Annotated in this window: 30 protein-coding genes; 23 read left to right on the top strand and 7 right to left on the bottom strand. The window is 44.9% G+C overall.

What is annotated here, in order from left to right; genetic code table 11:
* Positions 1–47 precede the first annotated feature (47 nt).
* Together F8R13_RS03785 and F8R13_RS03780 are read left to right on the top strand one after the other, a co-directional pair.
* Complete coding sequence (locus tag F8R13_RS03785; RefSeq protein WP_152831958.1) at positions 48–1,685, top strand: diguanylate cyclase; 1,638 nt, start codon at positions 48–50, stop codon at positions 1,683–1,685.
* Between the two features lie 2 nt (positions 1,686–1,687).
* Entirely contained in the window at positions 1,688–2,863 is a 1,176-nt protein-coding gene (locus F8R13_RS03780; RefSeq protein ID WP_152831957.1) for a mechanosensitive ion channel protein MscS, read from the top strand.
* A gap of 101 nt (positions 2,864–2,964) precedes the next feature.
* Here F8R13_RS03780 and F8R13_RS03775 read toward each other — a convergent pair whose 3' ends face one another.
* Positions 2,965–3,231 (bottom strand): hypothetical protein, encoded by a 267-nt coding sequence (locus F8R13_RS03775; protein WP_152831956.1) that lies wholly within the window; start codon positions 3,229–3,231, stop codon positions 2,965–2,967.
* A 271-nt stretch (positions 3,232–3,502) separates the two neighbouring features.
* On the opposite strand from F8R13_RS03775, the gene F8R13_RS03770 reads away from it, so the two are divergent.
* Positions 3,503–3,787: a YrhK family protein gene (locus F8R13_RS03770; protein WP_152831955.1), complete on the top strand. Its 285-nt coding sequence runs from the start codon at positions 3,503–3,505 to the stop codon at positions 3,785–3,787.
* Between the two features lie 58 nt (positions 3,788–3,845).
* Here the strand turns inward: F8R13_RS03770 and F8R13_RS03765 are convergent, their stop codons facing one another.
* On the bottom strand, positions 3,846–5,219 hold the full coding sequence (locus tag F8R13_RS03765) for a DEAD/DEAH box helicase (RefSeq protein WP_152831954.1): 1,374 nt from the start codon (positions 5,217–5,219) through the stop codon (positions 3,846–3,848).
* Positions 5,220–5,285: 66 nt separating this feature from the next.
* Positions 5,286–6,479 (bottom strand): DEAD/DEAH box helicase, encoded by a 1,194-nt coding sequence (locus F8R13_RS03760; RefSeq protein WP_152831953.1) that lies wholly within the window; start codon positions 6,477–6,479, stop codon positions 5,286–5,288.
* A gap of 283 nt (positions 6,480–6,762) precedes the next feature.
* On the opposite strand from F8R13_RS03760, the gene F8R13_RS03755 reads away from it, so the two are divergent.
* The 8 genes from F8R13_RS03755 (at position 6,763) to F8R13_RS03720 (ending at position 12,617) form a co-directional block, all read left to right on the top strand.
* A complete protein-coding gene (locus F8R13_RS03755) occupies positions 6,763–7,098 on the top strand; it encodes a hypothetical protein (protein WP_152831952.1) in 336 nt (111 codons plus the stop codon).
* 6 nt (positions 7,099–7,104) lie between these two features.
* Positions 7,105–7,785: a dUTP diphosphatase gene (locus F8R13_RS03750; protein WP_152831951.1), complete on the top strand. Its 681-nt coding sequence runs from the start codon at positions 7,105–7,107 to the stop codon at positions 7,783–7,785.
* Positions 7,786–7,935: 150 nt separating this feature from the next.
* Positions 7,936–8,550 (top strand): FKBP-type peptidyl-prolyl cis-trans isomerase, encoded by a 615-nt coding sequence (locus F8R13_RS03745; protein WP_152831950.1) that lies wholly within the window; start codon positions 7,936–7,938, stop codon positions 8,548–8,550.
* A gap of 123 nt (positions 8,551–8,673) precedes the next feature.
* Positions 8,674–9,009: a DUF4282 domain-containing protein gene (locus tag F8R13_RS03740; RefSeq protein WP_152831949.1), complete on the top strand. Its 336-nt coding sequence runs from the start codon at positions 8,674–8,676 to the stop codon at positions 9,007–9,009.
* Between the two features lie 207 nt (positions 9,010–9,216).
* A complete protein-coding gene (locus F8R13_RS03735; protein WP_371414887.1) occupies positions 9,217–10,818 on the top strand; it encodes an ABC-F family ATPase in 1,602 nt (533 codons plus the stop codon).
* A 227-nt stretch (positions 10,819–11,045) separates the two neighbouring features.
* Positions 11,046–11,678, top strand: a complete 633-nt coding sequence (gene parA / locus F8R13_RS03730; protein ID WP_152831948.1) for a ParA family partition ATPase — start codon at positions 11,046–11,048, stop codon at positions 11,676–11,678.
* Entirely contained in the window at positions 11,675–11,938 is a 264-nt protein-coding gene (locus tag F8R13_RS11550; protein ID WP_216642582.1) for a hypothetical protein, read from the top strand. Before parA ends, F8R13_RS11550 begins: the two co-directional genes overlap by 4 nt.
* 229 nt (positions 11,939–12,167) lie before the next feature.
* Complete coding sequence (locus F8R13_RS03720; protein ID WP_152831947.1) at positions 12,168–12,617, top strand: DNA starvation/stationary phase protection protein; 450 nt, start codon at positions 12,168–12,170, stop codon at positions 12,615–12,617.
* 59 nt (positions 12,618–12,676) lie between these two features.
* Here the strand turns inward: F8R13_RS03720 and F8R13_RS03715 are convergent, their stop codons facing one another.
* Positions 12,677–13,291, bottom strand: a complete 615-nt coding sequence (locus F8R13_RS03715) for a DUF938 domain-containing protein (protein WP_152831946.1) — start codon at positions 13,289–13,291, stop codon at positions 12,677–12,679.
* Positions 13,292–13,366: 75 nt separating this feature from the next.
* On the opposite strand from F8R13_RS03715, the gene F8R13_RS03710 reads away from it, so the two are divergent.
* The 10 genes from F8R13_RS03710 to F8R13_RS03670 all read left to right on the top strand — a co-directional run bounded on the left by F8R13_RS03710 (position 13,367) and on the right by F8R13_RS03670 (position 18,875).
* Entirely contained in the window at positions 13,367–13,945 is a 579-nt protein-coding gene (locus tag F8R13_RS03710) for a uracil-DNA glycosylase family protein (protein ID WP_152831945.1), read from the top strand.
* Between the two features lie 95 nt (positions 13,946–14,040).
* Entirely contained in the window at positions 14,041–14,670 is a 630-nt protein-coding gene (locus tag F8R13_RS03705) for a LysE family translocator (RefSeq protein WP_371414886.1), read from the top strand.
* A 41-nt stretch (positions 14,671–14,711) separates the two neighbouring features.
* The gene (locus F8R13_RS03700) at positions 14,712–15,140 is read left to right on the top strand and encodes a rhodanese-like domain-containing protein (protein WP_216642581.1); all 429 of its coding nucleotides are present in this window, start codon (positions 14,712–14,714) and stop codon (positions 15,138–15,140) included.
* A gap of 163 nt (positions 15,141–15,303) precedes the next feature.
* Positions 15,304–15,912, top strand: a complete 609-nt coding sequence (locus F8R13_RS03695; protein WP_152831944.1) for a MarC family protein — start codon at positions 15,304–15,306, stop codon at positions 15,910–15,912.
* A 24-nt stretch (positions 15,913–15,936) separates the two neighbouring features.
* Positions 15,937–16,392, top strand: a complete 456-nt coding sequence (locus tag F8R13_RS03690) for a YaiI/YqxD family protein (RefSeq protein WP_152831943.1) — start codon at positions 15,937–15,939, stop codon at positions 16,390–16,392.
* Positions 16,393–16,415: 23 nt separating this feature from the next.
* Positions 16,416–16,748: a TfoX/Sxy family protein gene (locus tag F8R13_RS03685; protein WP_152831942.1), complete on the top strand. Its 333-nt coding sequence runs from the start codon at positions 16,416–16,418 to the stop codon at positions 16,746–16,748.
* Positions 16,749–16,952: 204 nt separating this feature from the next.
* Entirely contained in the window at positions 16,953–17,657 is a 705-nt protein-coding gene (locus F8R13_RS03680) for a DNA alkylation repair protein (protein ID WP_152831941.1), read from the top strand.
* Positions 17,658–17,683: 26 nt separating this feature from the next.
* Complete coding sequence (locus tag F8R13_RS11440) at positions 17,684–17,854, top strand: hypothetical protein (protein ID WP_172967681.1); 171 nt, start codon at positions 17,684–17,686, stop codon at positions 17,852–17,854.
* Positions 17,855–17,971: 117 nt separating this feature from the next.
* Positions 17,972–18,361: a hypothetical protein gene (locus F8R13_RS03675; RefSeq protein ID WP_152831940.1), complete on the top strand. Its 390-nt coding sequence runs from the start codon at positions 17,972–17,974 to the stop codon at positions 18,359–18,361.
* The gene (locus F8R13_RS03670) at positions 18,300–18,875 is read left to right on the top strand and encodes a M23 family metallopeptidase (protein ID WP_172967680.1); all 576 of its coding nucleotides are present in this window, start codon (positions 18,300–18,302) and stop codon (positions 18,873–18,875) included. Before F8R13_RS03675 ends, F8R13_RS03670 begins: the two co-directional genes overlap by 62 nt.
* A 67-nt stretch (positions 18,876–18,942) precedes the next feature.
* Here F8R13_RS03670 and F8R13_RS03665 read toward each other — a convergent pair whose 3' ends face one another.
* The gene (locus F8R13_RS03665) at positions 18,943–19,974 is read right to left on the bottom strand and encodes a YeiH family protein (protein ID WP_152831938.1); all 1,032 of its coding nucleotides are present in this window, start codon (positions 19,972–19,974) and stop codon (positions 18,943–18,945) included.
* 113 nt (positions 19,975–20,087) lie between these two features.
* Here F8R13_RS03665 and F8R13_RS03660 point away from each other — a divergent pair, with 113 nt between their 5' ends.
* Positions 20,088–20,957, top strand: coding sequence for a LysR family transcriptional regulator (locus tag F8R13_RS03660; RefSeq protein WP_152831937.1), 870 nt, complete (start codon positions 20,088–20,090; stop codon positions 20,955–20,957).
* Positions 20,958–20,969: 12 nt separating this feature from the next.
* Here the strand turns inward: F8R13_RS03660 and F8R13_RS03655 are convergent, their stop codons facing one another.
* On the bottom strand, positions 20,970–21,251 hold the full coding sequence (locus F8R13_RS03655; protein ID WP_152831936.1) for a hypothetical protein: 282 nt from the start codon (positions 21,249–21,251) through the stop codon (positions 20,970–20,972).
* A 250-nt stretch (positions 21,252–21,501) separates the two neighbouring features.
* Here F8R13_RS03655 and F8R13_RS03650 point away from each other — a divergent pair, with 250 nt between their 5' ends.
* Positions 21,502–22,398, top strand: coding sequence for a hypothetical protein (locus tag F8R13_RS03650; RefSeq protein ID WP_152831935.1), 897 nt, complete (start codon positions 21,502–21,504; stop codon positions 22,396–22,398).
* Positions 22,399–22,404: 6 nt separating this feature from the next.
* Here F8R13_RS03650 and F8R13_RS03645 read toward each other — a convergent pair whose 3' ends face one another.
* Positions 22,405–23,184, bottom strand: a complete 780-nt coding sequence (locus tag F8R13_RS03645) for a TIGR01458 family HAD-type hydrolase (RefSeq protein WP_152831934.1) — start codon at positions 23,182–23,184, stop codon at positions 22,405–22,407.
* Between the last annotated feature and the right edge of the window lie 100 nt (positions 23,185–23,284).

Raw genomic sequence — 23,284 nt, 5'->3', positions numbered from 1 at the left:
TTTTCAATCATTATCATAACTTTTACTTGAGTGATAAGAATATAAGCATGAACAGTCCGCCGCACTATGGAATTAACAAGACATGGCTACTCATTGGTTTGTTACTCAGTTTTGCCTTTTTCAGCCGTCCTTCTTTTGCACAACCTCAACATATTGATTGGCAGCTTTATAGCGTTAATGGCAGCATGCCATTTGATCCCAGCAACCCCGAGATAAAAGGTTTACGAAAAGTAGATGGGATTTCGTTGGTTGGCGGCCATTATCTCTATGTTGGAAATCTGAGCATTGATCAAACAGGAGATTACGTTGTCGATTTCAAAAACACGACGACGATAGACCGCTTTTCTTTTTACATCTATGATCAACAAAACAATCTCATCGCCAGTGCCAATGGCGGTATAGGTAGCAAGGCGTTTAATCTATTCTTTCTGCGTCATGGACGGATGTTTGACTTGAAAGCCGGGCATTACAAATTAATGGCGGAAGTGTCTTCGCCATACTTTATCGCACAACCCGTTCCTTATATCGAAACACTTAGCAATTACCAACAGGAGATAAAGCTGGGAGATGCGATTGTCTTGATTGGCATCGGCGTTTTCCTTGCTTTGGGTATTTATTATGGCGCATTGTCATTTGCCAGCTCTCGCAAAACAGAGCTTTTCTATGCCATCTTTATCTTCTCCAATTTGATATTCAATGCCGGAGCGCATTTGATTTTTGCGCAGATGCTGAACTGGCATAATTTCTATCTGGTGTCCTTTCCCATCCTCATATCCAACTTTTTCTATGTTCTCTTTGTCATGCGGTTATTGGAAATCCATCCACTTAAAAACAAAAGGTTGTATACCTTAGGTGTTGTTGGGTTGGTGTTGTTGGCGATATTTGCCATGTTTGCGCTGATGGCACCGAATTGGATCAATGAAATGGCACGTTATGGTGTATGGGTCTTTTTGCTGTATGGTTTTATAGCGGGAATCTCGCGCGCACGACAGGGAAGCGTTGTCGCCCGTTTGTATTTGGTGGCACTGGTGGCGTTTATCTCGCTTGCGAGCATGGCGACATTACCGACGCAATTGAGTTCAAACACCATTGATGTTGAGCACTATGGGCTGGCGGCAATTGCACTTGAGGCGATTTTGCTAGCGTTGACCTTGACCTATCGTGTGGGAGAGCTTTACCGAGAGCGCCTAAATATATTGAATCACCTTGACCATAATAAGAAGCTGGCGCATACCGATTCTCTTACCCAAATTCCAAACCGTTACTCCTTGGAAATGGCGTTTGCTTCAATGGGACCTTATGCCTCTTTGACCTACATAGATATGGATAACCTGAAGTTCTATAACGACCGTTTCGGGCATGCGAAGGGGGATGAGATGCTGTCTATGTTTGCCAAGTTGATGCAGCAGATATTGGAGAACAGCAATGAAAATGCACGTATTTTCCGTGTCGGCGGGGATGAGTTCGCAATCATCAGTCAGGACGGCAACGAGCAAGAAGTGCGAGGACTTATAGATCAGGTTGTCGATGAAATGAGAGCGACCGGTTTTGATCATGTTGGCGTCAGTTCCGGTGCAGCTTTCATGAATGAAGTTACCAATTCAACCGAATTGAAACACCTCGCTGATATTAGGATGTATGAAAATAAATATAGACGTAAAAAAGAACTTAACAAAGGGAGATAGGGATGTACTCACCAAAGAAAGGCCTAGTTTTACCGATAATCGCGTTAACGATTTTGCCATTGATTGCCTCATGGTTTGCCTATGCAGACCACTTGCCTCCTGGCTTTGGCGTGTTCCCTCCGCTACAGGTGACCGAACCGCCAACGCCGGGCTTTAACCTGACGGTATTCCTTGTGTTGTTGGTCGTGGAAGCACTGCTGGTTGTCTTTTTATTGTTTCCCCAAAAGTTCGGTTTCAAACCTGTGGAACCGCCAACCCCTTATGACCGTAAACCTTTGCCATGGTGGTTTTGGGCAGGGTTGATTATCACCTTATTCTTTTGGTATTTGATGTGGGCGCGCCCGGAAGCCTTAATCAATCTTGTTTATTTGTCATTCACGCCGTTATGGTGGGGCTTTATCATTCTGATTGATGGCTTGGTGTATGCCAGAAGTGGTGGCTACTCGCTGATGAGCAAGAAGCCAAAGCTGTTTGCCATCACCATAGTGGTGTCGATGTTTGCTTGGTTTTACTTTGAGTATTTCGACTACTTTGCACTGGGTAACTGGTATTACCCGAATACGGTCTTGATTCCGGCATTATCCCACCCGGAGATTGTCGTTCTCTATTTGGTAGCCTATACCACCGTCTGGCCGGCAGTGTTCGAGTGGTATGCTTTGTTGCATACCTTTCCGAAATTGGCGGTGAAGTATTCGAACGGTCCAAAAGTCAAACTGCCGGGATATCCGTTGTTGGTTGTCGGTTTGGTGTTAATCACCATTATGGTGTTCTATCCTTACCCATTCTTTTGGGCGATTTGGGTCGGTATTATGCTCGCCTTCTCTGGCGTGTTGGTTGTGAGAAAGATTCCTTCGCCCTTGAGTGAGTTGGCAAAAGGTAACTGGAGCCCGATGATTTTGATCGCGTTGTCTGCTTTGTTCAACGGTTTCTTCTGGGAAATGTGGAACTACGGCAGTACGCACCCGACGAACCCGATTGCCAATCCTAACTATTGGGTATACGACGTACCTTATGTGAATGTCATTCACATCTTCTCTGAAATGCCGTTGGAAGGCTACTTTGGTTACTTGCCATTTGGATTGATGGTGTGGCTGATGTTTATCTGGGCAGGCAAGGTTTTTGGGTTTAACACCTACTTGCTGAAGGAAGACGAACGCAAATACAACAGCGAAGTCTAAAGCGGAATTGTTTTGCAACATTCACCAGTCGATAGCCTGATTCAGGTTGTCGACTGGTATCAATAAAGTTCTGAAAAATTACTTGCTTAAGTAGAACCGTCTTAACCTAGCTGAAGTTTGTGGTGCTCGATTTTGTGGAACTGCATCAAGACAATGTAAAACGTAATCACATCCGCTGCGGTATTGAACAGCATATAGAAAGCCACTTTGAAATGAGATAGGAAGTAAGGCAACCCGATATCGTTAATCACATGAGAAACGATAATGAAGTTAAGAACAAAGAGCGGAATACTCAGGATAATGGCTTTTTTCAGGGCTTCTTTGCCACTTGCACCGATAGAACCAAATTTTTGTATTTTCTGCGCCATTTAATAATCCCTCATTTCCAGTTAAAAGTAAAAATAGCTAACCGGACTATCCTAAGATAATCTCGTACCTGTTTACTTGAAAAACTATGACTGTTTTTTTATAGAAATCGTTTTGCGGAAAAATCAGCTTGCAAAGGAAGTGACACAGTTTCAAGCGTTGCGATTCCGAATCCTATTCTGGAATGAACCTTAAGATTCCTTGCTCAAAGGTTTTATCTGGCAGGCTTTCTTGTTCTAATGTTGAATACATCAGAAACTGAAAGAGGAAATAATGTCACAAGGTACTCAAGAATTCGACATCAAGCTATGGAACCATCATTTGATTATTCAGCGCCGCTATGAAGCGATTGGCGCACTGAATGATTTGCTGATAGCAATTTGGTTTTTGGTTGGTAGTTTCTTTTTCTTGAACAACTCATTGATGGAAAGCGGTACTTGGTTGTTTATTGTCGGTAGTGCCCAGTTTTTGATTAAGCCGCTGGTCAAGCTGACCAGCTTGGTTCACTTGGCAAGAATCCACCGAAGCATGACTGAAGCAAGTGCTTCAGCCGCTTAAAATCTACCAGGTTGGGGTACAAGACTTAAACAGCCGAAATACCCCGGTAAAAGTGGATTTAGCTTTGTTTGCCGGCGTTTTGCGTATTCGCTGGTTTGCGGCTGCGGCCAGACTGATTCGGCTTAGAGCTTTTGCGGTAAGGGGAGTCGTTGCCCGTTGGTTTGCCTGCGTTAGGTTTGTTTTGACCTCTTCTTGGCGCAGCGGGTGCTTTGCCTGTGTGCTTGTCTTCAAACACTTTCGGTTTTTTAGGCTTTTTGGGTTTCTTCGGTTTGAGACCGATTTTGGATTCTCCCAATGGGTTCTTCGGCTCAAAACCAGCAACGATTTCCCTTGGTAGAATTTGATTAATCAGGTTTTCAATGCCGACCAATTCGCTGAACTCTTCAGCACACACTAGAGAAATGGCTTCACCACTCTCGCCAGCACGACCTGTTCTGCCGATACGGTGCACGTAATCTTCCGACACATTCGGTAAATCGAAGTTCACCACGTGGGGTAACAGATCAATATCAATACCGCGTGCGGCGATGTCTGTAGCCACCAGCACCTGCAATTTGTTTTCTTTAAATCCATTTAAGGCACGAACACGCGCACTTTGGCTTTTATTGCCATGGATAGCGTCGGCTTTGATGCCGCTTTTATCCAACTGCGTGGCAAGTCGGTTAGCACCGTGTTTGGTGCGGGTAAAGACCAGCACTTGATACCAGGCATGGTCTTTAATGAGCTGAATCAGTAGTTTGGTTTTTTGCGCCTTATCAACAGGGTAGATTTTCTGTTTAACGGTTTCTGCGGTAGAGTTTTTCGGGGTAACCGAAATCTCGACAGGATTGTGAACCAAGCCTTTTGCCAACGCTCTAATCTCATTGGAGAAGGTGGCTGAAAACAGGAGGTTTTGGCGCTTTTTAGGCAGTAAGGTTAGTATCTTTTTGATGTCGCGAATAAAGCCCATATCCAACATACGGTCGGCTTCGTCCAAGATGAGTACTTCCAAGTGATCGAAACGCACGGCGTTTTGCTGATAAAGGTCAAGCAGTCTGCCGGGCGTGGCAACCAAAATATCTGCGCCTTTGCGCAGGCGTTGCATTTGTGGATTGATCTTCACGCCACCGTAAACCACTGTAGAGGTCAGTGTGAGCTCTTTGCCGTAGGTTTCAACACTCTCGCTGACTTGCAGCGCCAACTCTCTTGTTGGCGTTAAAATCAGCGCACGCGCTTGGTTGGATTTTGCTTTAGGTCCTTTAGAAAGGTTTTCAAGCAAGGGCAACGTAAAGGCCGCGGTTTTGCCTGTACCTGTTTGGGCGGCGGCCATGACATCGTGTCCTTCTAAGACAGCAGGAATTGCCTGTGCCTGAATAGGGGTTGGTGTCGTATAGCCAGTGTTGGCAATGGCTTGTGTAATTTGGGCATTTAAGCCAAGTTCGGTAAATTTCATTTTTTCTCGATATTAAATTTTAAGTCAGCGGTCGTTATATGAGCGCTTTTGTTTGTGGGGTTCAACCTATCTTTTATGTTGTGTTTTATTTTTAGGTTGATAATTCAGAATCGAAATGGGGACGGTCTTTTTGACCGGAAAGCCTTCGATTTCTATACGTTGAATAAGGTGCCCCAATAAGCTTTCAATGGCGCAGAGGTTCTTGAAGTCATCTTTCGATACCAGAGAGATGGCTTCGCCTGTGGCACCGGCTCTACCTGTACGACCGATGCGGTGAATGTATTCTTCAGCCGGATAAGGCAGATCGTAGTTCACTACGCGGCTGAGGTTGTTTATATCAATACCACGGGCAGCAATGCCGGTGGCAATCAAATATTTGAGTTTGCCGGATTTGAAGTCGGACAAAACCTGTTCTCGCATTGCCTGACTTCTACCGCTGTGGATGGAGTCTGCAACAATGCCTCGCTTGCCAAGCTGTTCGACGAGTTTGGCGGCGGAGTGTTTTTTCTCAACAAAAATCAGTGCCTGATCCCAGTGATGTTCGTTAATCAAATGGCTCAGTAGTGCGGACTTGGTATCTTTATCCACCGTCACCAACCATTGATTGATTTTCGGAGCCGCTTTGGTTTGAGGCGAAACCGAGATTTCGACGGCACTATGGGAAACCGTGTCGGCAAGATAACGTACATCATCCGTCAGTGTGGCAGAAAACAGCAGGCTTTGACGATTAAGCGGCAAACGGTCGATGATTTTATTGATGTCATCAATAAAGCCCATGTCGAGCATTCTGTCGGCTTCATCCAAAACCAGAAATTTCAAGTCATCAAAGAACAGGGCGCGTTGATACGCCAAGTCCAGCAATCTACCCGGTGTCGCCACCAATAAATCGACACCTTGCAACAGACGCTGCTTTTGCGGCTCTAAATCGGTACCGCCATAAACCACCAATGAACTTAGGTTCAAGTGCTTGGCGTAATCCACGATATTTTTCTCAACCTGCACCGCCAGTTCGCGTGTTGGTGCAAGGATAAGTGCGCGGATGGAGCGCCCACGGATAGCATCAAACGCAGTGAGTTTTTCCAGCAAAGGCAACACAAAACTGGCAGTTTTTCCCGTTCCAGTCTGCGCTGCCGCCATGAGATCCTTGCCCGACAAAGTAACCGGAATCGCCTGTTGCTGGATTTCAGTAGGTGTGTCATAACCAAGCTCGGTAACCGCTTTAACGATCGGAGCAGACAATCCAAGTTGCGAAAATGACATAGAAATCCTCATAGGTACGAATCAATAGCGGGTAGGCTGGTAAAACAGGAATGGTGAATTAGGAGAGATGCCGTTGAATTATAAAGCATTACGCACATAAATGTCAGAAAGCTCAGCCCAAATGACAAGATAAATACAAAATACCGACAAAATCTGCCAGGTTGGGGTGCAAGGGGGGAAATCATTGACTCGTTTAGGATGGCGGGCGGATTAAGATAACAATTCAAAATTCGTCGGAAAGCATCATTTAGGGTAGAATCTTTGAAAAAATTGGAGAAACAACGTGATTGAAAATTATGATGATTTATATGCCACGGTTCAATCGGCCATTGATGCTTATTTGACACAGAATGAGGCGGCGGAAATCGTTTTTCAGAAAAACGACAACAATACCTGTGAGATCAAGAACAAGCAAAACAGCAAAAAGTTGGTTCTGATGTTTGCTCGCATGAGTGACGAATATAAAGTCGGTTTTGCGTTTTATGAGCCGGATGCTTATGGCGGGTTTAGCAACCCTGAGTGGATTGATGATATCGGTCATGGCGAGTTTGATGAGAAGTTTGCAGTCACCTTGATTGACGAGCATTTGGTAAATTCAACCTCATCAAGGGATTGGTAATTGACGATGAATAAACTTAACGAGATTAATGAAATGCTTTCAATGCAGGCGGCATTGAATGAAATGACGAACGGAGCAGACTGGCGCAGTGGTAAAACCGCGCTCGGTAAAGTGATTGATTGGCGACGCTGCATCGTGATGGAAACGGCGGAGTTGATCGACAGTTATCCTTGGAAACACTGGAAGAGTGTTGATGCGACCACCGATATGGAAAACGTCCGTGTCGAGTTGGTGGATATTTGGCATTTTTTATTGAGTTTGGCGTTGGAAAATTTCAGTAAGGACGAAGCCGCAGATATTCTGAACAAAGCTTATGAGTCGAGCGATGACGAAAAGCTAAAAGACTTGTCGGTTATTATACAAGTACAGGTTCACGAGGCGATGATGGCAAAGGCGTTGATAAAAACGCAAGTGACAGACAGCTATCTGTCCGCACTCGCAGTGACCTTCTTCAGGTCTTGTCAGGTTGCCGAACTTGAGTTTGAACAGTTGTACCAAATCTACATGGCGAAGAACGTATTGAATAAATTCCGCCAAGACCATGGCTACAAAGAAGGCACTTATATTAAGGTGTGGAATGGTAAGGAAGATAATGTGGTGATGTTTGAGATTATTGAGCGCATGACGACCTTTTCCGGCGATGAACTTTATATCAGCTTGAAGGAAAGCTATTCCCAGCTTGCTTAGCGTCAAAGTACTGAAAGTTCCAAATAAAACCGCCATGCTACCCCAACCTGGCGGTTTTTTTATGCCTTTATTTGAGCGGGTCAAACCCGAAAAAAGTGGGTAAAACTATGTTAAGCTACGCCTCTTTTGAATTGATTGAGTAGTGAAATTATGTCTTATACTTCTTCTGCAGATATTGTGAGTTATACATTAGGGCGTCAGTTTGGTGATCAGTTGGCGGCAGATCCGTTTGATGGTTTGAATGCCGAAGCCATGGCGCAAGGTTTGATGGATACGCTAAGTGGTAAAGCAAACCCAATCGACCAAGCTGCTATGCAAGATGCTTTCCAGGAAATCAATGATGTGATGATGGCAAAGCAAGCTGAAAAAGCCAAAGAAGCTGCGGCAGAAGGGGAAGCCTTCTTGATGGAAAACGCTAAAAAAGACAATGTCGTGGTTCTTGAATCCGGTCTTCAATATGAAATTCTGGTGGAAGGCAATGGTGAAAAACCTAAAGCGGATTCTGTGGTTTCTACGCACTATCACGGGACATTGATTGACGGTACGGTTTTCGACAGCTCAGTTGAACGTGGTCAACCAGCGGAATTCCCAGTGAACCGAGTGATTGCCGGTTGGACAGAAGCCTTACAACTGATGCCGGTTGGTTCAAAATGGCGTCTGACAATCCCTTACGATTTGGCGTATGGTGAGCAAGGTTCAAGTGGCGCAATCGGGCCTTATCAAACCTTGGTTTTTGAAGTTGAGTTATTGGGCATTGCGTCTTAAGCTAAACATTTGACTTTTTGCTCGACAAAAGCCCGCATTTGCGGGCTTTTGTGTTTTTGCAGAAGGGTAAAACCCAGTATTGGGGTAGAATGGGTTTTTGAGCTTTAGAGGCGAGACGACAAGATGATGGATTTTCTCACATTTAAACGTTTTATCAGCATTGATGCCTTGATTATTTTTTACTATCTGGGCGCTGTAGTACTGCCGACGGCGGCATGGTTTTTAGTGGTCTGGCTCGTTAGAAAATACAGTTTTGTTCGTTCGGCTTATGAAACGGGCAAAAAGACTTTTTGGCAGGCATTGTCGCCAAAGCAAAAGGGTTGGTTACTGTTCTTTTTTGTCATGGCATTTTTGTTCATGGAGTTGTTCTGGCGTATGTTGTTTGAGTTCTTGATTGCTTATATGCAAATGCGCGATGCCTTGGTGCAGTCGCAAATCTCAGTGGTATTACCGCATTGATTTTGTAGTAGGGACAACCCTCCAATAAAATCTGCCAGGTTGGGGTGTTTGACTCAACCATTAAATCTGTATTAAAACTCACTAAAAACTAGCGTATTCGCCCCAAATTTCCTTTGAGTTATGTCAGAATACCGCATTCATTTTATTGGTTAGAAATTCAGTCAGTTAAGTTCATTCGACCCGTCAGTTAAATAAGGATTTTTTAAGGTGTTATCGACCGCAAACATTACGATGCAATTTGGTGAAAAACCGCTTTTTGAAGATATCTCAGTCAAGTTCGGCGAAGGTAATCGCTATGGTTTGATTGGAGCGAATGGTTGCGGAAAGTCTACCCTGATGAAAATCCTTGGGGGCGACCTGGAACCTACCTCCGGTAATGTGAGTCTTGACCCGGATGAGCGTTTAGGGAAACTGAAGCAGGATCAGTTCGCCTATGAAGAATTCACTGTGGTCGATACCGTGATTATGGGCGACCCTGAGCTTTGGGAAGTGAAGCAAGAGCGTGATCGTATCTACAGCTTGCCGGAAATGTCTGAAGAAGACGGCATGAAAGTCGCAGATTTGGAAGTGAAATTTGCGGAAATGGATGGTTACACTGCTGAATCCCGTGCGGGCGAATTGTTGTTGGGCGTAGGGATTCCCGTCGATCAACATTTCGGGCCGATGAGTGAAGTCGCACCGGGTTGGAAACTGCGTGTTTTGTTGGCACAGGCACTGTTTGCCGATCCAGATATTCTGTTACTTGACGAGCCGACAAACAACTTGGATATCGACACCATTCGTTGGTTGGAAAACGTACTCAACGAGCGTAAAAGTACGATGATTATCATCTCGCATGATAGACACTTTTTGAACAGTGTTTGTACGCACATGGCAGATTTGGACTATGGTGAGTTACGTGTTTACCCTGGCAACTATGACGAGTACATGGTGGCGGCGACGCAAGCGCGCGATCGTCTATTGTCTGACAACGCCAAGAAACAAGCGCAAATCAATGAATTGAAAACTTTCGTGAGCCGTTTCTCTGCCAACGCGTCTAAAGCCAAACAAGCGACTTCGCGTGCTAAGTTGATTGATAAGATTCAATTGGAAGAGGTTAAGCCTTCTAGCCGTGTAAACCCGTTTATCCGTTTTGAACAAGACAAAAAGCTGTTCCGTCTGGCATTGGAAATCGAACACCTAAGCAAAACTTATCATGACGACGATGGCGATAATGAAGTGATTAAAGACTTCAGCATGATGTTGGAAGTGGAAGAACGTCTTGCGGTTATCGGGGGTAACGGTATCGGTAAAACCACCTTCCTGAAATGTTTGGTCGGGGATACTGAGCTGACATCCGGTGAAGTGAAGTGGTCTGAAAACGTTAAGATCGGTTATTACGCGCAGGATCATGCGGCGGACTTTGCTGAAGACTTGAGTCTGTTGGACTGGATGAGCCAGTGGAAACAACCGGGCGATGACGAGCAAGCTATTCGCGGTATTTTGGGGCGTTTGTTATTCTCGCAAAAAGAAATCGACAAGTCGGTCAAAGTGCTTTCCGGGGGAGAGCAAGGCAGAATGCTGTTCGGTAAGCTGATGCTGCAAAAGCCAAATGTGTTGATTATGGATGAACCGACCAACCACTTGGATATGGAATCAATCGAGTCATTGAACATCGCATTGGAAAACTATCCAGGAACGGTGATTTTCGTTTCCCATGACCGTGAGTTCGTCTCCTCGATTGCGACACGCGTTTTGGTGATGACGGAAAACGGTATTGAAGACTACCGTGGAGACTACGAGTCATACCTTAAAACGCTTGATGCTTGATCCTGATTCAAGCGTTTTTCAAAAGCCCGCATTTTGCGGGCTTTTTTGTTTGTGCTTGCCGAGTTAGCGCATTTTTTATCCATTCACAAAGTCTATGGGTTGTCATTAGTCCATAGGAGAAAACACTGATTGCAAATCACCCGTAAAAATATAATAGATTGCAGTTAATCATTATTTTTGCGAACCGGCGGTTGCTGCTGGCGAGCAAACTAAACTTGGAAGCCTGAATGCCAGCACGTATTTTTTCAATCGCCAACCAAAAAGGGGGAACCGGCAAAACCACCTTGAGTATGAATTTTGCCGCAGGTCTAGCCAAACGCGGAAGAGCTTTAGTGATTGATGCCGACCCACAAGGTTCAGCCGGGCAATGGTGCAGCCTTGCGCCGGAAGACAGATTATTCCCGGTATCGGTGATTCGCGTTGGCGGCAACCTGGCGACAGAAGTAAAGCGTTTCGCACAGGATTATGACTTTGTGGTCATTGATTGCCCGCCAACGCTTGAAACGGGTGTGATGCAAATGGCAATGAAAGTATCGGACGTGATATTGATACCGGTATTGCCGTCGCCAGTGGACTTGTGGGCGAGTATCCGTTTGGTTGAAGCGATTGAACAAGCTAAGATGCAAAACCGTGCGCTGAAGCCTTATATCGTGGTGAATCAGTTAGAACCTCGTAGTGCATTGTCGAATGCGATGAAGCAAGCGTTGGAAGAGTTTGATATTCCCGCATTGAAAGGCGGTATTCGTCGCAGAGCGATTTATCGTAATGCGGCAGTCGATGGTGCGAGTGTTTACTGTGTTGGCAAGACAGGTGCAGCGGCAGCGCAGGAAGTAGATGAAATTATTGAGGAGGTATTATGAGCAATACACAAACAGCAGGATCAAAACTAACCAATAGCGTACGTCGAGCTAAGACCGCGCAAACCGAAAACAAAGCGGCAGACGAAGAAAAGGCAACAACAGCTACACCAAAAACAACAGCAGCAAAACCAACTACCCGAAGAGCGCCTGCAGCAAAATCAACCGCTACGAGAACAACTGCAAAGCCCGCACCAAAAGCTGAGCAAGCGTCTGAAACCATTAAACCGATGGGGTCAAACCGACGCGTTTGGCCTGACTGAGTTCCTGTAGAGTTTTCTGTTTTGAAAAACTGAAAAATCTACCAGGTTGGGGGGATGGAGCTGTGTTTAGGATGAACCGGCCATCCCCCTTTTTTTATCAATAGACATAAACTATTGAGGCGATTAATAAATATTCGTTCTCTGTCCATACTCCTTTCTTGCTATTGGGGTGGTTTTTTGCAAATATAAGAACTGTTCTTATTGGGTTAAAAACATCAGGAGAAACAACATGTCAGTCATCACTCAACTTAAAACCATTCAAGCCAACGCCCACGCCTATTATCTTCAACTCCATCAAATTCACTGGCTGGTGCAAGGGCCACGATTTAAAGCCATGCACGAAATGACGGAAGGTTACTATGAACGTATGTCGGAAATGTATGACGACGCCGCAGAACGTTTACTGCAAAAAGGGGCGATGCCGCTTTTGAACGTGGATGAGTTGAAAGCCGCTTCGACATTGGCGCCATTGAACGATAAGGTTTTTGATGAAAAAGCAGTATTGGCGTATGTTGAGAAGATGCTGAAGCATTTGATTGACAGTTACAGAACCCTCGCAGAAACCGCTGACGATGAAGGAGATCGCACCACGGCGGCATTGGCCGATGACCAATTGGAAGTGTTGGAAAAAGAAGATTGGATGTTATTGGCAACCAAGGGCGAAGCAAAGTACGTCTAACCGATTTTTTATTTGCCGATTATGATGCAAAGCCACCTTTAACGGTGGCTTTTGTTTTTTTAAGGCTTATGTTGCCAAATCAGAATACGGTTGTTCTGCGGCATTTCAATATCCGCTTTCAGCTTTAAACCGGCATCTTTCGCCAAGCCATCACACCATTCAAAATCCTTGATACAACTTTCCGGGTTACGCTGTTTTAGCCAAACATCAAATCGTGCATTGCTGTCGCTGGTGTACTGTCCGTTATAATTGAACGGCCCATAAATCATGATGATGCCGTTTTCATTCAATACGGATGAAATACTGGCAAAGAAATCCTCTACATTTTTGTGCGCCATGATATGAAAACTGTTGGCGGTGAACACTGCATCGTAACTTTTACTTGGCCATGCATCTTCTGATACATTCAGACAAAGTGGTGGCAACACATTGGCGAGTTCGGCATCGGCAATCCACTGTTGAATGCCATTATGAGATTCCATTAGATCAGACGTTTGCCAAATCAGATGTGGCATTTCCGCGGCAAAATGCACGGCATGCTGCCCGGTGCCGCTGGCGATTTCCAAGACGGTTGAACGCGTTGTCAGCAGGGGCGAGATCGCCTCAAGAATCACGTGTTTGTTTTCTTCACTCGAGGATGAAAATGGTTTACGGGAGCGGTCTTGCTGTAACATAGTCGATACTTTATAGGTTGAGTTGTTTCCATTATAGCGAATACGACAGAGAAGCCATTGGAGAGTCGCAAGATAATGTTTGAAACACCTTTACTGCAACGCGTGAGACAGTGCCAGATATGCAAGGATGTGTTACCGCATACGCCTCGACCCGTATTGCAGTTTCATCCGGATGCGAAAATCCTGATTGCCGGACAAGCGCCGGGACGCAAAGTACATGAAACCGGCATTCCGTTCAATGATGCCAGTGGAGACAGATTGCGTGACTGGATGGGCATTGGCAGAGAAGTGTTTTATGACGAGACAGCCATCGCCATTTTGCCCATGGGTTTTTGCTACCCGGGCAAAGGCAAAAACGGTGACTTGCCACCTAGACCTGAGTGTGCGCCTGCTTGGCGAGAACAGCTTTTGTCACAAATGACAAAGCTTGAACTGACGTTAGTGGTAGGGCGTTATGCTCATGATTACCACTTTGGTAATGATGGACTATCCTTGACCGACAGAATCAAAAACTGGCAAGTCTATTGGCCGGACAAAATTCCTTTACCTCACCCTAGCCCGAGAAACAATCTATGGCTAACCAAAAACCCTTGGTTTGAGCAGGAGGTCTTACCTGAGTTGAAAGCACGTATTCACGCCTTATTGACAAGATAAGGCGTGGCGTTCACTGGAAGATGGTTTATACTAACGCACTATTATTCATGCCCATTTAAAAGCATTGAATCCATTTATATTTGGAAAGACAAAACGTGGATATTGGACTTTATTCAATCTTTTTCGTGACAACAGTGATGTTGATTATGGTGCCGGGGCCAAGCGCCATTACGGTCGCTGCACAGGGTGCTTCAAATACCGCACCGAGAGCATTGGTGGGCGTTCTGGGTGTGGCGAGCGCGGACGCGATTTTCTTCCTGTTGTCCGCCACGGGAATTGCCTCTCTGATTGTCGCTTCCAGTGTGCTATTCAATATTATCAAGTGGGTCGGAGTGATCTATCTGCTGTATCTAGGTATTACCGCATTGTTCAGTAAATCCGGTGCGATACGCATTCACGAAGCGCCAGTGAGCTCCAGTTCCTTAAAACTCTACAGACAAGGGTTGGTGGTGCAACTGTCAAACCCCAAAGCCTTGATGTACTTCTCTGCCTTATTGCCTCAATTTATCGACCCAAGCAAACCGATTGCGTTACAACTTTTTGTAATGGGGATCACTGGTGTGGTTGCAGATATTTTGGTTTATAGCGTATTCAGCCACATGGGCGCACAGCTTGCCAAGCAACGTATGAAGGCATGGGTAGTGAACCTCATCAATAAAGCCGCAGGCATCACTTTGGTGGTTACCGGCATTCGCATGGCATTATTGAAAAGCACGCAATCTTAAGCAAGTATCAATAAAAAATTAATGATAAAAGGAGAAAACTTTTGAAAGGTTTAATGGATTATATCGAAGAAGCCAAACAGCAGATTAACGAAGTGTCCGCAGAAGAAGGGCACGCGTTGGTGGAAAAGGGTATTAAGGTATTGGACGTTCGTGAGCCAGGTGAATATCTGGCAGGCGCAATCGAAGGGGCTATCAATGTACCGAGAGGCGTGCTGGAACCTGCGGCGGATTTAAACTACCCGGGTGCGAATCCTGCATTGCGCGACGCACGTGATGATGCTTGGTTAGTAGTGTGTTTATCTGGTGGGCGCGCAGCATTGGCGACCAAAACCTTGAATGAGATGGGCTTCAGCAACGTCACTAACTTGGTTGGTGGCATGGGTGGTTGGCAAGCGGCAGGTTACCCCATGGTTATTCCTTCTGATGAAAATATGACGGTGACACTGAAAGAGCCATGTCGTATTGACTAAGTCTTTGTTTAAGCGACGCTTTTAAAGACCACTTAGAGAACCCGCCCGATAAGATTATCCGGCGGGTTTTTTTATGCTTTATTGTGGCACTGCCTTGGCGAGGGCATTGACCCCAAAGTCATCCTCACTTAGGATGGTTGAAACGAATTCATGTTGGATGGTTATGAACGAATTATTGGCGACTTTTATTTTCTTTTTTGCGGTAATAGACCCCATTGGAACCGTGCCAGTATTTATTTCTGTCACCAGCCACTATGAAGAAAAGATCAAACGAAAAATCGCTTTTCAGGCGACATTCGTTTCGGCAATCATTTTGATTTTCTTCGTCGCCGCAGGCGAGATAATCCTCAATGCCATCAATATTCCCTTGTCCGCCTTTCAGATAGCGGGAGGCATCATCCTGTTTCTATTTGCCCTGACGATGATCTTTGGCGAAAGCAAGCCGGAAGAAGAAATCAAGATGGCTGCAAACGCCAATGAAACGGCAATTTTCCCGCTTGCGGTACCATCTATCGCCAGTCCGGGAGCCATTTTAGCGGCGGTTCTCATGACTGAAAACAACCGCTACAACCTGTTTGAACAAGTACAAACTTCTTTGATGATTTTAGCGGTGCTATTGGTTGTGCTGGTGTTGATGCTATTGGCGACCTGGGTTCACCGCTTTATTGGCAATGGTGGCGCCAGTATCGTCAGCCGGGTGATGGGGATGATTCTGGCCGCCATGGCGGTCTCTAACGTTCTAGCGGGAATCAAAGAGTACTTTGCCATTTAACCTTCAAGTAATGAGAAATACCGAATGAAACAAATCTGGGTAGATGCCGATGCCTGTCCCGTGGTGATTAAAGAAATTCTTTTCAAGGCGGCAAACCGCACGCAAACACAGGTGACTTTGGTTGCCAACCATGCCATGCGCATTCCTGCTTCAAAGTGGGTGGACTTTCGGCAAGTGACTCAAGGGTTTGATGTTGCCGATAACTGGATTGTTAAAGAGTGTCAACAAGGCGATTTGGTGGTCACGCAGGATATTCCGCTGGCATCAGAAGTTATTGCAAAAGGCGCATTAGCATTGAACCCTCGGGGTGAGCTGTATACGGAAAGCAATATCCGCGCACGCCTCAATATGCGCGACTTTATGGAAACCCTTCGCTCCAGTGGTATTCAAACTGGCGGGCCGGATGCGTTCAACCAAAAAGACAGACAGGCATTCGCCAACCAATTGGATAAATGGCTGGCGAAGAACAAGGCAAAATAAACAAAAATCTACCAGGTTGGGTTATGAAGAAGCGCGATGATTTTGTTGACCATATCATAGATAACCTTCAGTTGTTTTGTCCGGCGACGGCAAAACGTATGTTCGGCGGGCATGGCATTTTTTGCGGTGATTTGATGTTTGCGCTCATCATCTCAGGAGAACTTTACGTTAAGGTCGATGATGAAAACCGTGCCTTGTTTGAAGAAAAAGGGTTGGAGAAGTTTTCCTATCTGCGCCAAGGCAAGACCTGTTATTTGTCCTACTATACGGTTCCCGAAGAGGTGATCGATGATCTCGATACCCTCTGCTATTGGGCGGGTTTGGGTTATGAAGCGGCACTTAGAGCAAATAATTAAAGCAAACAAATAAAACGTGTCATGCTGTTTAAAATCAATCAATCAGGCTAGAGTAGAGGTTGAGTCTACTTTCTACGCACTTCATGCTAGCGAAGGGATACATATTCAAGCAGGCATGAAACATCAACGCAGTCACCAGACGCAAGAGGATGTAAGGTTTTTTATCATCTCAACACTACCAAGCCATGGAGAAAGAAACATAGAATGAACGCAGACATCATTAATCAAAGGCTTGTGAGCTTGGGAAACGCCGAGATGGCGGAGCACGCTCAGCGTTTCTTTAAAACGGGCAAGGGCGAGTATGGTGAAGGTGATGTGTTTATCGGTATTCGTGTGCCTGTGTTACGTCAGCAGGTAAAACAATTTTTTGCGCTGGATTTAGAGGAAGTGCCGCCACTTCTAAAATCCCACATTCATGAAATCCGTTTATTTGCATTGTTGCTGTTGGCGGAGCGTTACAAGAAAGCGGATGCAGACGAGCAGGAAGCTATTTTTCAACTCTACAAGTCGCATACAGCCCGTATCAACAACTGGGACTTGGTGGATGCTTCCGCGCCTTATGTCGTGGGAGCTTACTTATTGGAGCGTGAGAAGACATTGCTCTATGATTGGGCTATCTCGTCAATGCTCTGGGAAAGACGTATTGCCATTGTTTCGACCTTTCATTTTATCCGTAACAACCAGTTTGATGATACTTTGAAACTTGCCGAAATGCTTCTGCAAGACAAAGAGGATTTGATGCATAAGGCAGTGGGCTGGATGCTTAGAGAAGTCGGCAAACGAGATGAGCAGGTTTTGAAAGCTTTTTTGAAACAGCATTACCCAAATATGCCGAGAACCATGCTGCGCTACGCCATTGAACGCTTTGAAGAGCCTGAGCGCAAACGTTATCTGCAAGGCAAGGTTTAGCCAGTGTTTTTTCAGGAAACATTGTTATGATGATGCTATTGATTGTTATCACCTTGGTGTCGATGGTTATTGTTTATTTTATCGCCAATAAGAAAGGTGCCGATGTCGTATTTTGGGTGGTGATGGCGCTTCTGTTCGGGCCATTGGCAATCATCTTCGTATTGTTTGTAAAGCCGAAAGCAGAGCTGAAAGAGTGATGTTTTTCAAATGCTTACAGAATTTTTATGTAGGGTGACGTTGAGCGATTGATGTAATATAGTAGAACCTCATTTTTAAGTTTAGCCAGGTTAAAAACGTCTGGCAGGGAGTCTCTCATGGATGTTGTTCTTCCCTACTTATTTGCACTTTATCCTTTGCTGTTAGCGGCAATAGCGACTTTTTGGATATATGGAGCGCATCGCCATAATTGGGTGAACTGGATTGCGCTGTTATTGGCGACGAGCAGTGTCATGCTGTTTGTCTATTTGACCAGTCCTTGGGTTTACTCCAGTTATTATTTGCGCTATTTGCTGGTCGCGGTATTTGCGGTTGCCGTCGTTTACTCTTACCTCAAAATGATATTGGGCATTTCCGAAGTCGAACCTGACACCACCAATACCAAGGTGGTTTCTCTGGCGTCGGTTGCTGTTTTTTTTGATGTTCATGACATTAAGCATTATCGCAATCTTGTCTCGCTACCCGTCGGACAACACTCTGAATATTGATTTCCCACTCAAGTCTGGGCGCTACTATGTGCTACAAGGCGGTGATAGCTTTGTCACCAATCCTTTCCATACGCTTGGAGGTTTATACAAAGCGATGGACATCGTTAAACTGAATATTTTGGGCAATAGGGCATCCAGTCTGGCACCAAGTGATCTGAACGGTTACAACATCTATGGCGAAACCGTGTATAGCCCCTGTAGCGGTAAGGTGGTGTCAGTGCATAACGGAATTGTTGATAACGAACCAATGCATCCAAACCCTTCCATGCCAGAGGGCAACAACGTTGTTATCGAATGTGATGGGGGAGAGTTGCTGTTAGCGCATTTGAAACAAGGTAGTATTCAAGTGGCACCCAAGCAGTTGGTGTTGGAGGGAGACCCCATCGCACAAGTCGGTAACTCGGGTAACTCCCTTGAGCCGCATTTGCATATGCGTGCCAGTAAAAACGGTCACGCAATGGGTATCTCTTTCAATGGTTTGCCACTGTCTATCAATAGTGTGATTTCAAGGTAAGTTGAATGCCAAGTAAAAAAACAAAACCCACCGAAAGGTGGGTTTGTTGTTTTTGGCGTGGGATTGATTAAACAATCATCAATTTAACCAAGAAGTAGCCGCCAACCATTAGTATCAGGAACAAGATGCCTGCCAGAATAAAGGCACTTGACCCAACCTGTTTCATTTTGCTCACTTGGGTTTCCATCCCCAAAGCCACCATTGCCATCGTCAGCAGGAACGTATCGATTCCATGAATCGAATTGACGATGTCATGCGGCAATAGGTTTAAAGAGTTGAACGCTGTGACCGCAAGAAACCCAACCGCAAACCAAGGAATGGAAGCAACCAGTGATGACTTTCCGGCTTGCCCGGCAGACTGTCTGCGAGACATAAACCAGCCAACCACCAAAATGGCAGGCACAATCATCAACACGCGAGTCATTTTCTCAATCACCGCATAATCCTGCGCATGACTTGGCAAAATACTGGAAGCCCCCACCACTTGTGCCACTTCATGGATGGTACTGCCAAAATACAAGCCTTTGGCTTCAGTACCCAGTTGGAAAAGATGCAGGCTATCCAACAGAGGATACAAGAACATCGCCAGCGTACCGAAAACCACCACCGTTGCAACCGCAACAGCCGTTTGGTGACCTTGTGCTTTGGTGACAGGCTCCATTGCCAATACCGCTGCTGCACCGCAGATACCACTGCCGGCAGACGTCAGTAGCGCGGTTTCCGGTTCCATTTTAAGGACTTTGGTACCAATCACATAGCCTACCGATAAGATGGTCGCGACCACGATAGCGGCAAGTAAAATGCCTTGCCAACCGATAGAAGCAACTTCCTGTAATGTGATGGAAAACCCGTAAAGGATAATCGCCAAACGCAGAATTTTTCTCGCTGAGAAATGAATACCAGCGTGCCATTCCATCGGAATATGCTGGTGTAGTGTATTGCCGTAAATGGCACCCAGAAGAATTCCGACAATCAGCGGGCTTAAGCCCAAGCTGGTAATGATGCTGGTTTGAGAAATGGCATGAGCGGCAATCGCAAACAAAGCGACCAGCAAAATACCGTTTAAGGTTTGACCCCGAAGGGTGGCGGTAGCAAACATAATAACGCTCCTAAATATTGAATAGATTAAGTTGGGATTGATTTAGGTGTTATTTTAGAAAAGTCTATATATAATAAAATCCTATTTATTTATATAAACTATCGGAAATTCTGATGATTAAAGCCAGCCACCTTCAAACCTTTGCCAAGGTTGCCGAGTTGAAGAACATTTCTCTGGCAGCAGAAGCCTTGCACCGCTCGCAACCCGCCGTTTCCGGTCAGCTGAAAGCTTTACAGGAGTCGTTTACGCAACCTTTGTATGAACGCAAAGGCATGGGTATTGAGTTAACCGAGCTGGGGAAATCTTTATTACCCTACGCGCAACGTCAGGCAAAGTTGTTGATAGATGCTGAGACTTTCCGACTACAGATGGAATACGATCAGGTCGTCACCTTAAAGGTTGGCGCTTCGACCACCATTGCCAACTATGCGCTGCCGACTTTGATTGCCCAGTTCCATAAGGATTATCCCGCGATTAAGGTTAATGTACTGGTCGGCAATACCCAAAAGATTTTGCACAATTTGACGAGTTTGGATGCCGCCTTTGTAGAAGGGCGCGTGCATGGCATCAAAAACACAGGTTACTATCCAACCGCTTGGAAACAGGACGAGTTGATTTTGATTATGCCTGAAAAACACCCTTTGGCAGAGGTGGAAGAGATTACGCTGGAATCACTCTATGACTATCCGCTAATCATGCGGGAGCAGGGGTCAGGAACGCGAGAGATGATTGAGCTTGCCTTTAAACAGCGGCTGGATTTGGAAATAGAACCCGTTATTGAACTTTACAGCACCGAGTCCATTAAAGAAGCGGTGCGGGTCGGGCTGGGTATTGCGTTGGTCTCCAAGTTGGCGGTGGAAACCTTGCCACCGACAATTCGCTGGCGAAGTTTGCGCGAAGAAGACAGAATTATCCGTCCCTTGTCTATGCTATTGCCCGATCTCGGGCATAACACCCATTGGATTCGCGCGTTGATCCGCTAGAACAACAATCCCCTAACGCGCACTACGCCAGATATTTGAAACCGCCTTATCACTGCCCAAGAAGCCGACAATGGCGCAAATCAAGCCAACACCTGCAAAAATCAAAGTTGGTAATAATGCCGCCATTTGATCTGTGCGGAAAGTGAAATACAAAGAAACACCTGCCAACCCTAAGAATAGTATGCCCATAATCAATAGGATTTTTCGGTGAGAAGGTTGATAGTGTTCCGGTTCCTCGCCTTTTTCAAATAGCTTTAGGATAGGAGAGAATAGTTTTGTTAGGGTTGCTTTCATTGTGTAGTTTTTTTCTAAGTTCTAGTGCTAGTTGAAAATAAGAGTTTCATTATAACCAAAAAGTTTTGTAGTGCTATTTATTGAATAGAAAACTAGCTTAATCCTTAAATAGGAAAAGTTTATACTAAATTTCTTGCGAATAAATATCTCTTTGGGCGAATTTGTATGACATCATTTCTTGAAAGCATACTAACGCAGACTATATAAAATAAGATGTATGTTTTGTGTATTTACGGTAAATGATATACGTATGGAAAATGAAGAAGGTTACGATTTAATAAATAGAAAACAAGGCAGCCTGTCTTATTTAACTTGGTACCAAAAACTAATTGAGTTTATAAAACAGCAGTGGAAAAAAATTTCCTTGTATTTATTATCATGGTTCAGTGTTTTATGGTTAACGGTTGAGGTATTGAACTTTTTTTATCCAAAGATTTCTCTAAATAGCCATATTGTTCTGTTGGGGATTTTGGCTGTATCGTTTTTAGTAGCTGTTGTGCATAGTTTTTTGGAATATAAGCGTCATATTCCACTCGGATTAGAGAACGAGAGTATTCAAGTTCATAAAATTGTAAGAGTCAAAAAGCCATTTTGGGAATATGCATTAGCCTATGAGTTATTAAGGGAAAGAATAGAATTTATAGATCAAGCTTTAGATGATGTTCTTAATAACAGAGTTCATATAAAAATATCTAGGGTGATGGATATAGAAGAATATATGCAATGGCTTGTCACTAGACCCGAGAACCTTATAAAAATGGTTGAGGTATCTAAAACATTACTAATTTCAGATCTTGTTCAAGCTATTCATCCAGACGAAGGGCGAGAAGTTAACTATACGGATGTTATTAGGGTTGCTGACTTAATTAAAGATTTATATACAAATTTATATGAATTTGAAATAGAAGGCAGGACTATTCAAGTGCCTGACGGCTTCGAATTTGTGCATCAAATTCAATCTGGGTGGGCAACTGTAATACGTGATGCTTTTCATCAAATGCTGGAGGTTCTGTTGACCGTTTCCAGGAGAGATAAAGGTGATTTGAGTCCGATAAATGGAACTATAACCTTTGAAGAACCTCCTAAAATTCAAGAGTATCATGATGAACTTGAACGGTTATGTTGTGATTTTCGATCAAACAGATAAGTCTGATTAGAAGGTAGCTTTGCTGAGCGAACGGATACTGTCAATTAAGACAGTTTTTGCCGGCAGGTGAATTAAATCGCTGTCTTTAAATTTCCCTGTTTGCACCAAACAAGCCTTTAATCCGGCATCAATGGCGCCTTTGACATCACCAATGACATCATCGCCTATCATCAGGCATTCTTCCGGTTTGAAATTTGTTGAAGCGACCACTTCGTGAAAGAAGTGGTGGTCGGGTTTGCCCATAATAATGGCTTCGGTTCCGCTTGCCCATTCCAACGCGTGGATGAACACACCGGCATCCAGTTTTAAGCCGTCATGACTCATGAAGTATTTGTTTTTGCCTATGCCGATCAGCGGGCAGCCGTCTTCTATCAAACGAAAAGCTTTGTTGAGGTTGCCGTAGTTGAGTTCATCTTGCGCATCGCCTAGCAGTACGCAATTTGGGGTGTCGGATTGCAGCTCTGCAAACTCGGGCATAAGGTTGGGGTGCAGGATGCAATAGGGCTTAAGCTGGTGCTCGATAATATAGTTCTTGGCAGCTTGCGGCGCGGTGAATAGCTCGTATTCTTCAAGATGGAAACCCAGCGCAATCAATTCATCAAAAATCATGTGGTGCGATTTGGTGGCGGTATTGGTGACAAAGCGCAAAACATAGCCTTGCTGACGCAGCCATTGCACAGTTTCGACGGCACCTTCAATCAGCCGATGTCCTTCGTAGAGCACACCGCTTAAATCGAGGAAAACGGCTTTGATGCCGTTTAGGATGTCTGAGGCGTTATTTGCCATGATTCGCATCGTAAATGAATTGTCATAGTGTAATGATAGGATAGTCATTACTCTTTATACAATGCTTGACCCATATAAAATGCATATTGAACTCTGCATG

The organism is Hydrogenovibrio sp. JE_KL2 (assembly GCF_009296185.1).
Classification (GTDB): domain Bacteria; phylum Pseudomonadota; class Gammaproteobacteria; order Thiomicrospirales; family Thiomicrospiraceae; genus Hydrogenovibrio.
Note: the sequence above shows the minus strand (reverse complement) of the source record. Positions and strands in the feature narration are given on the sequence as shown.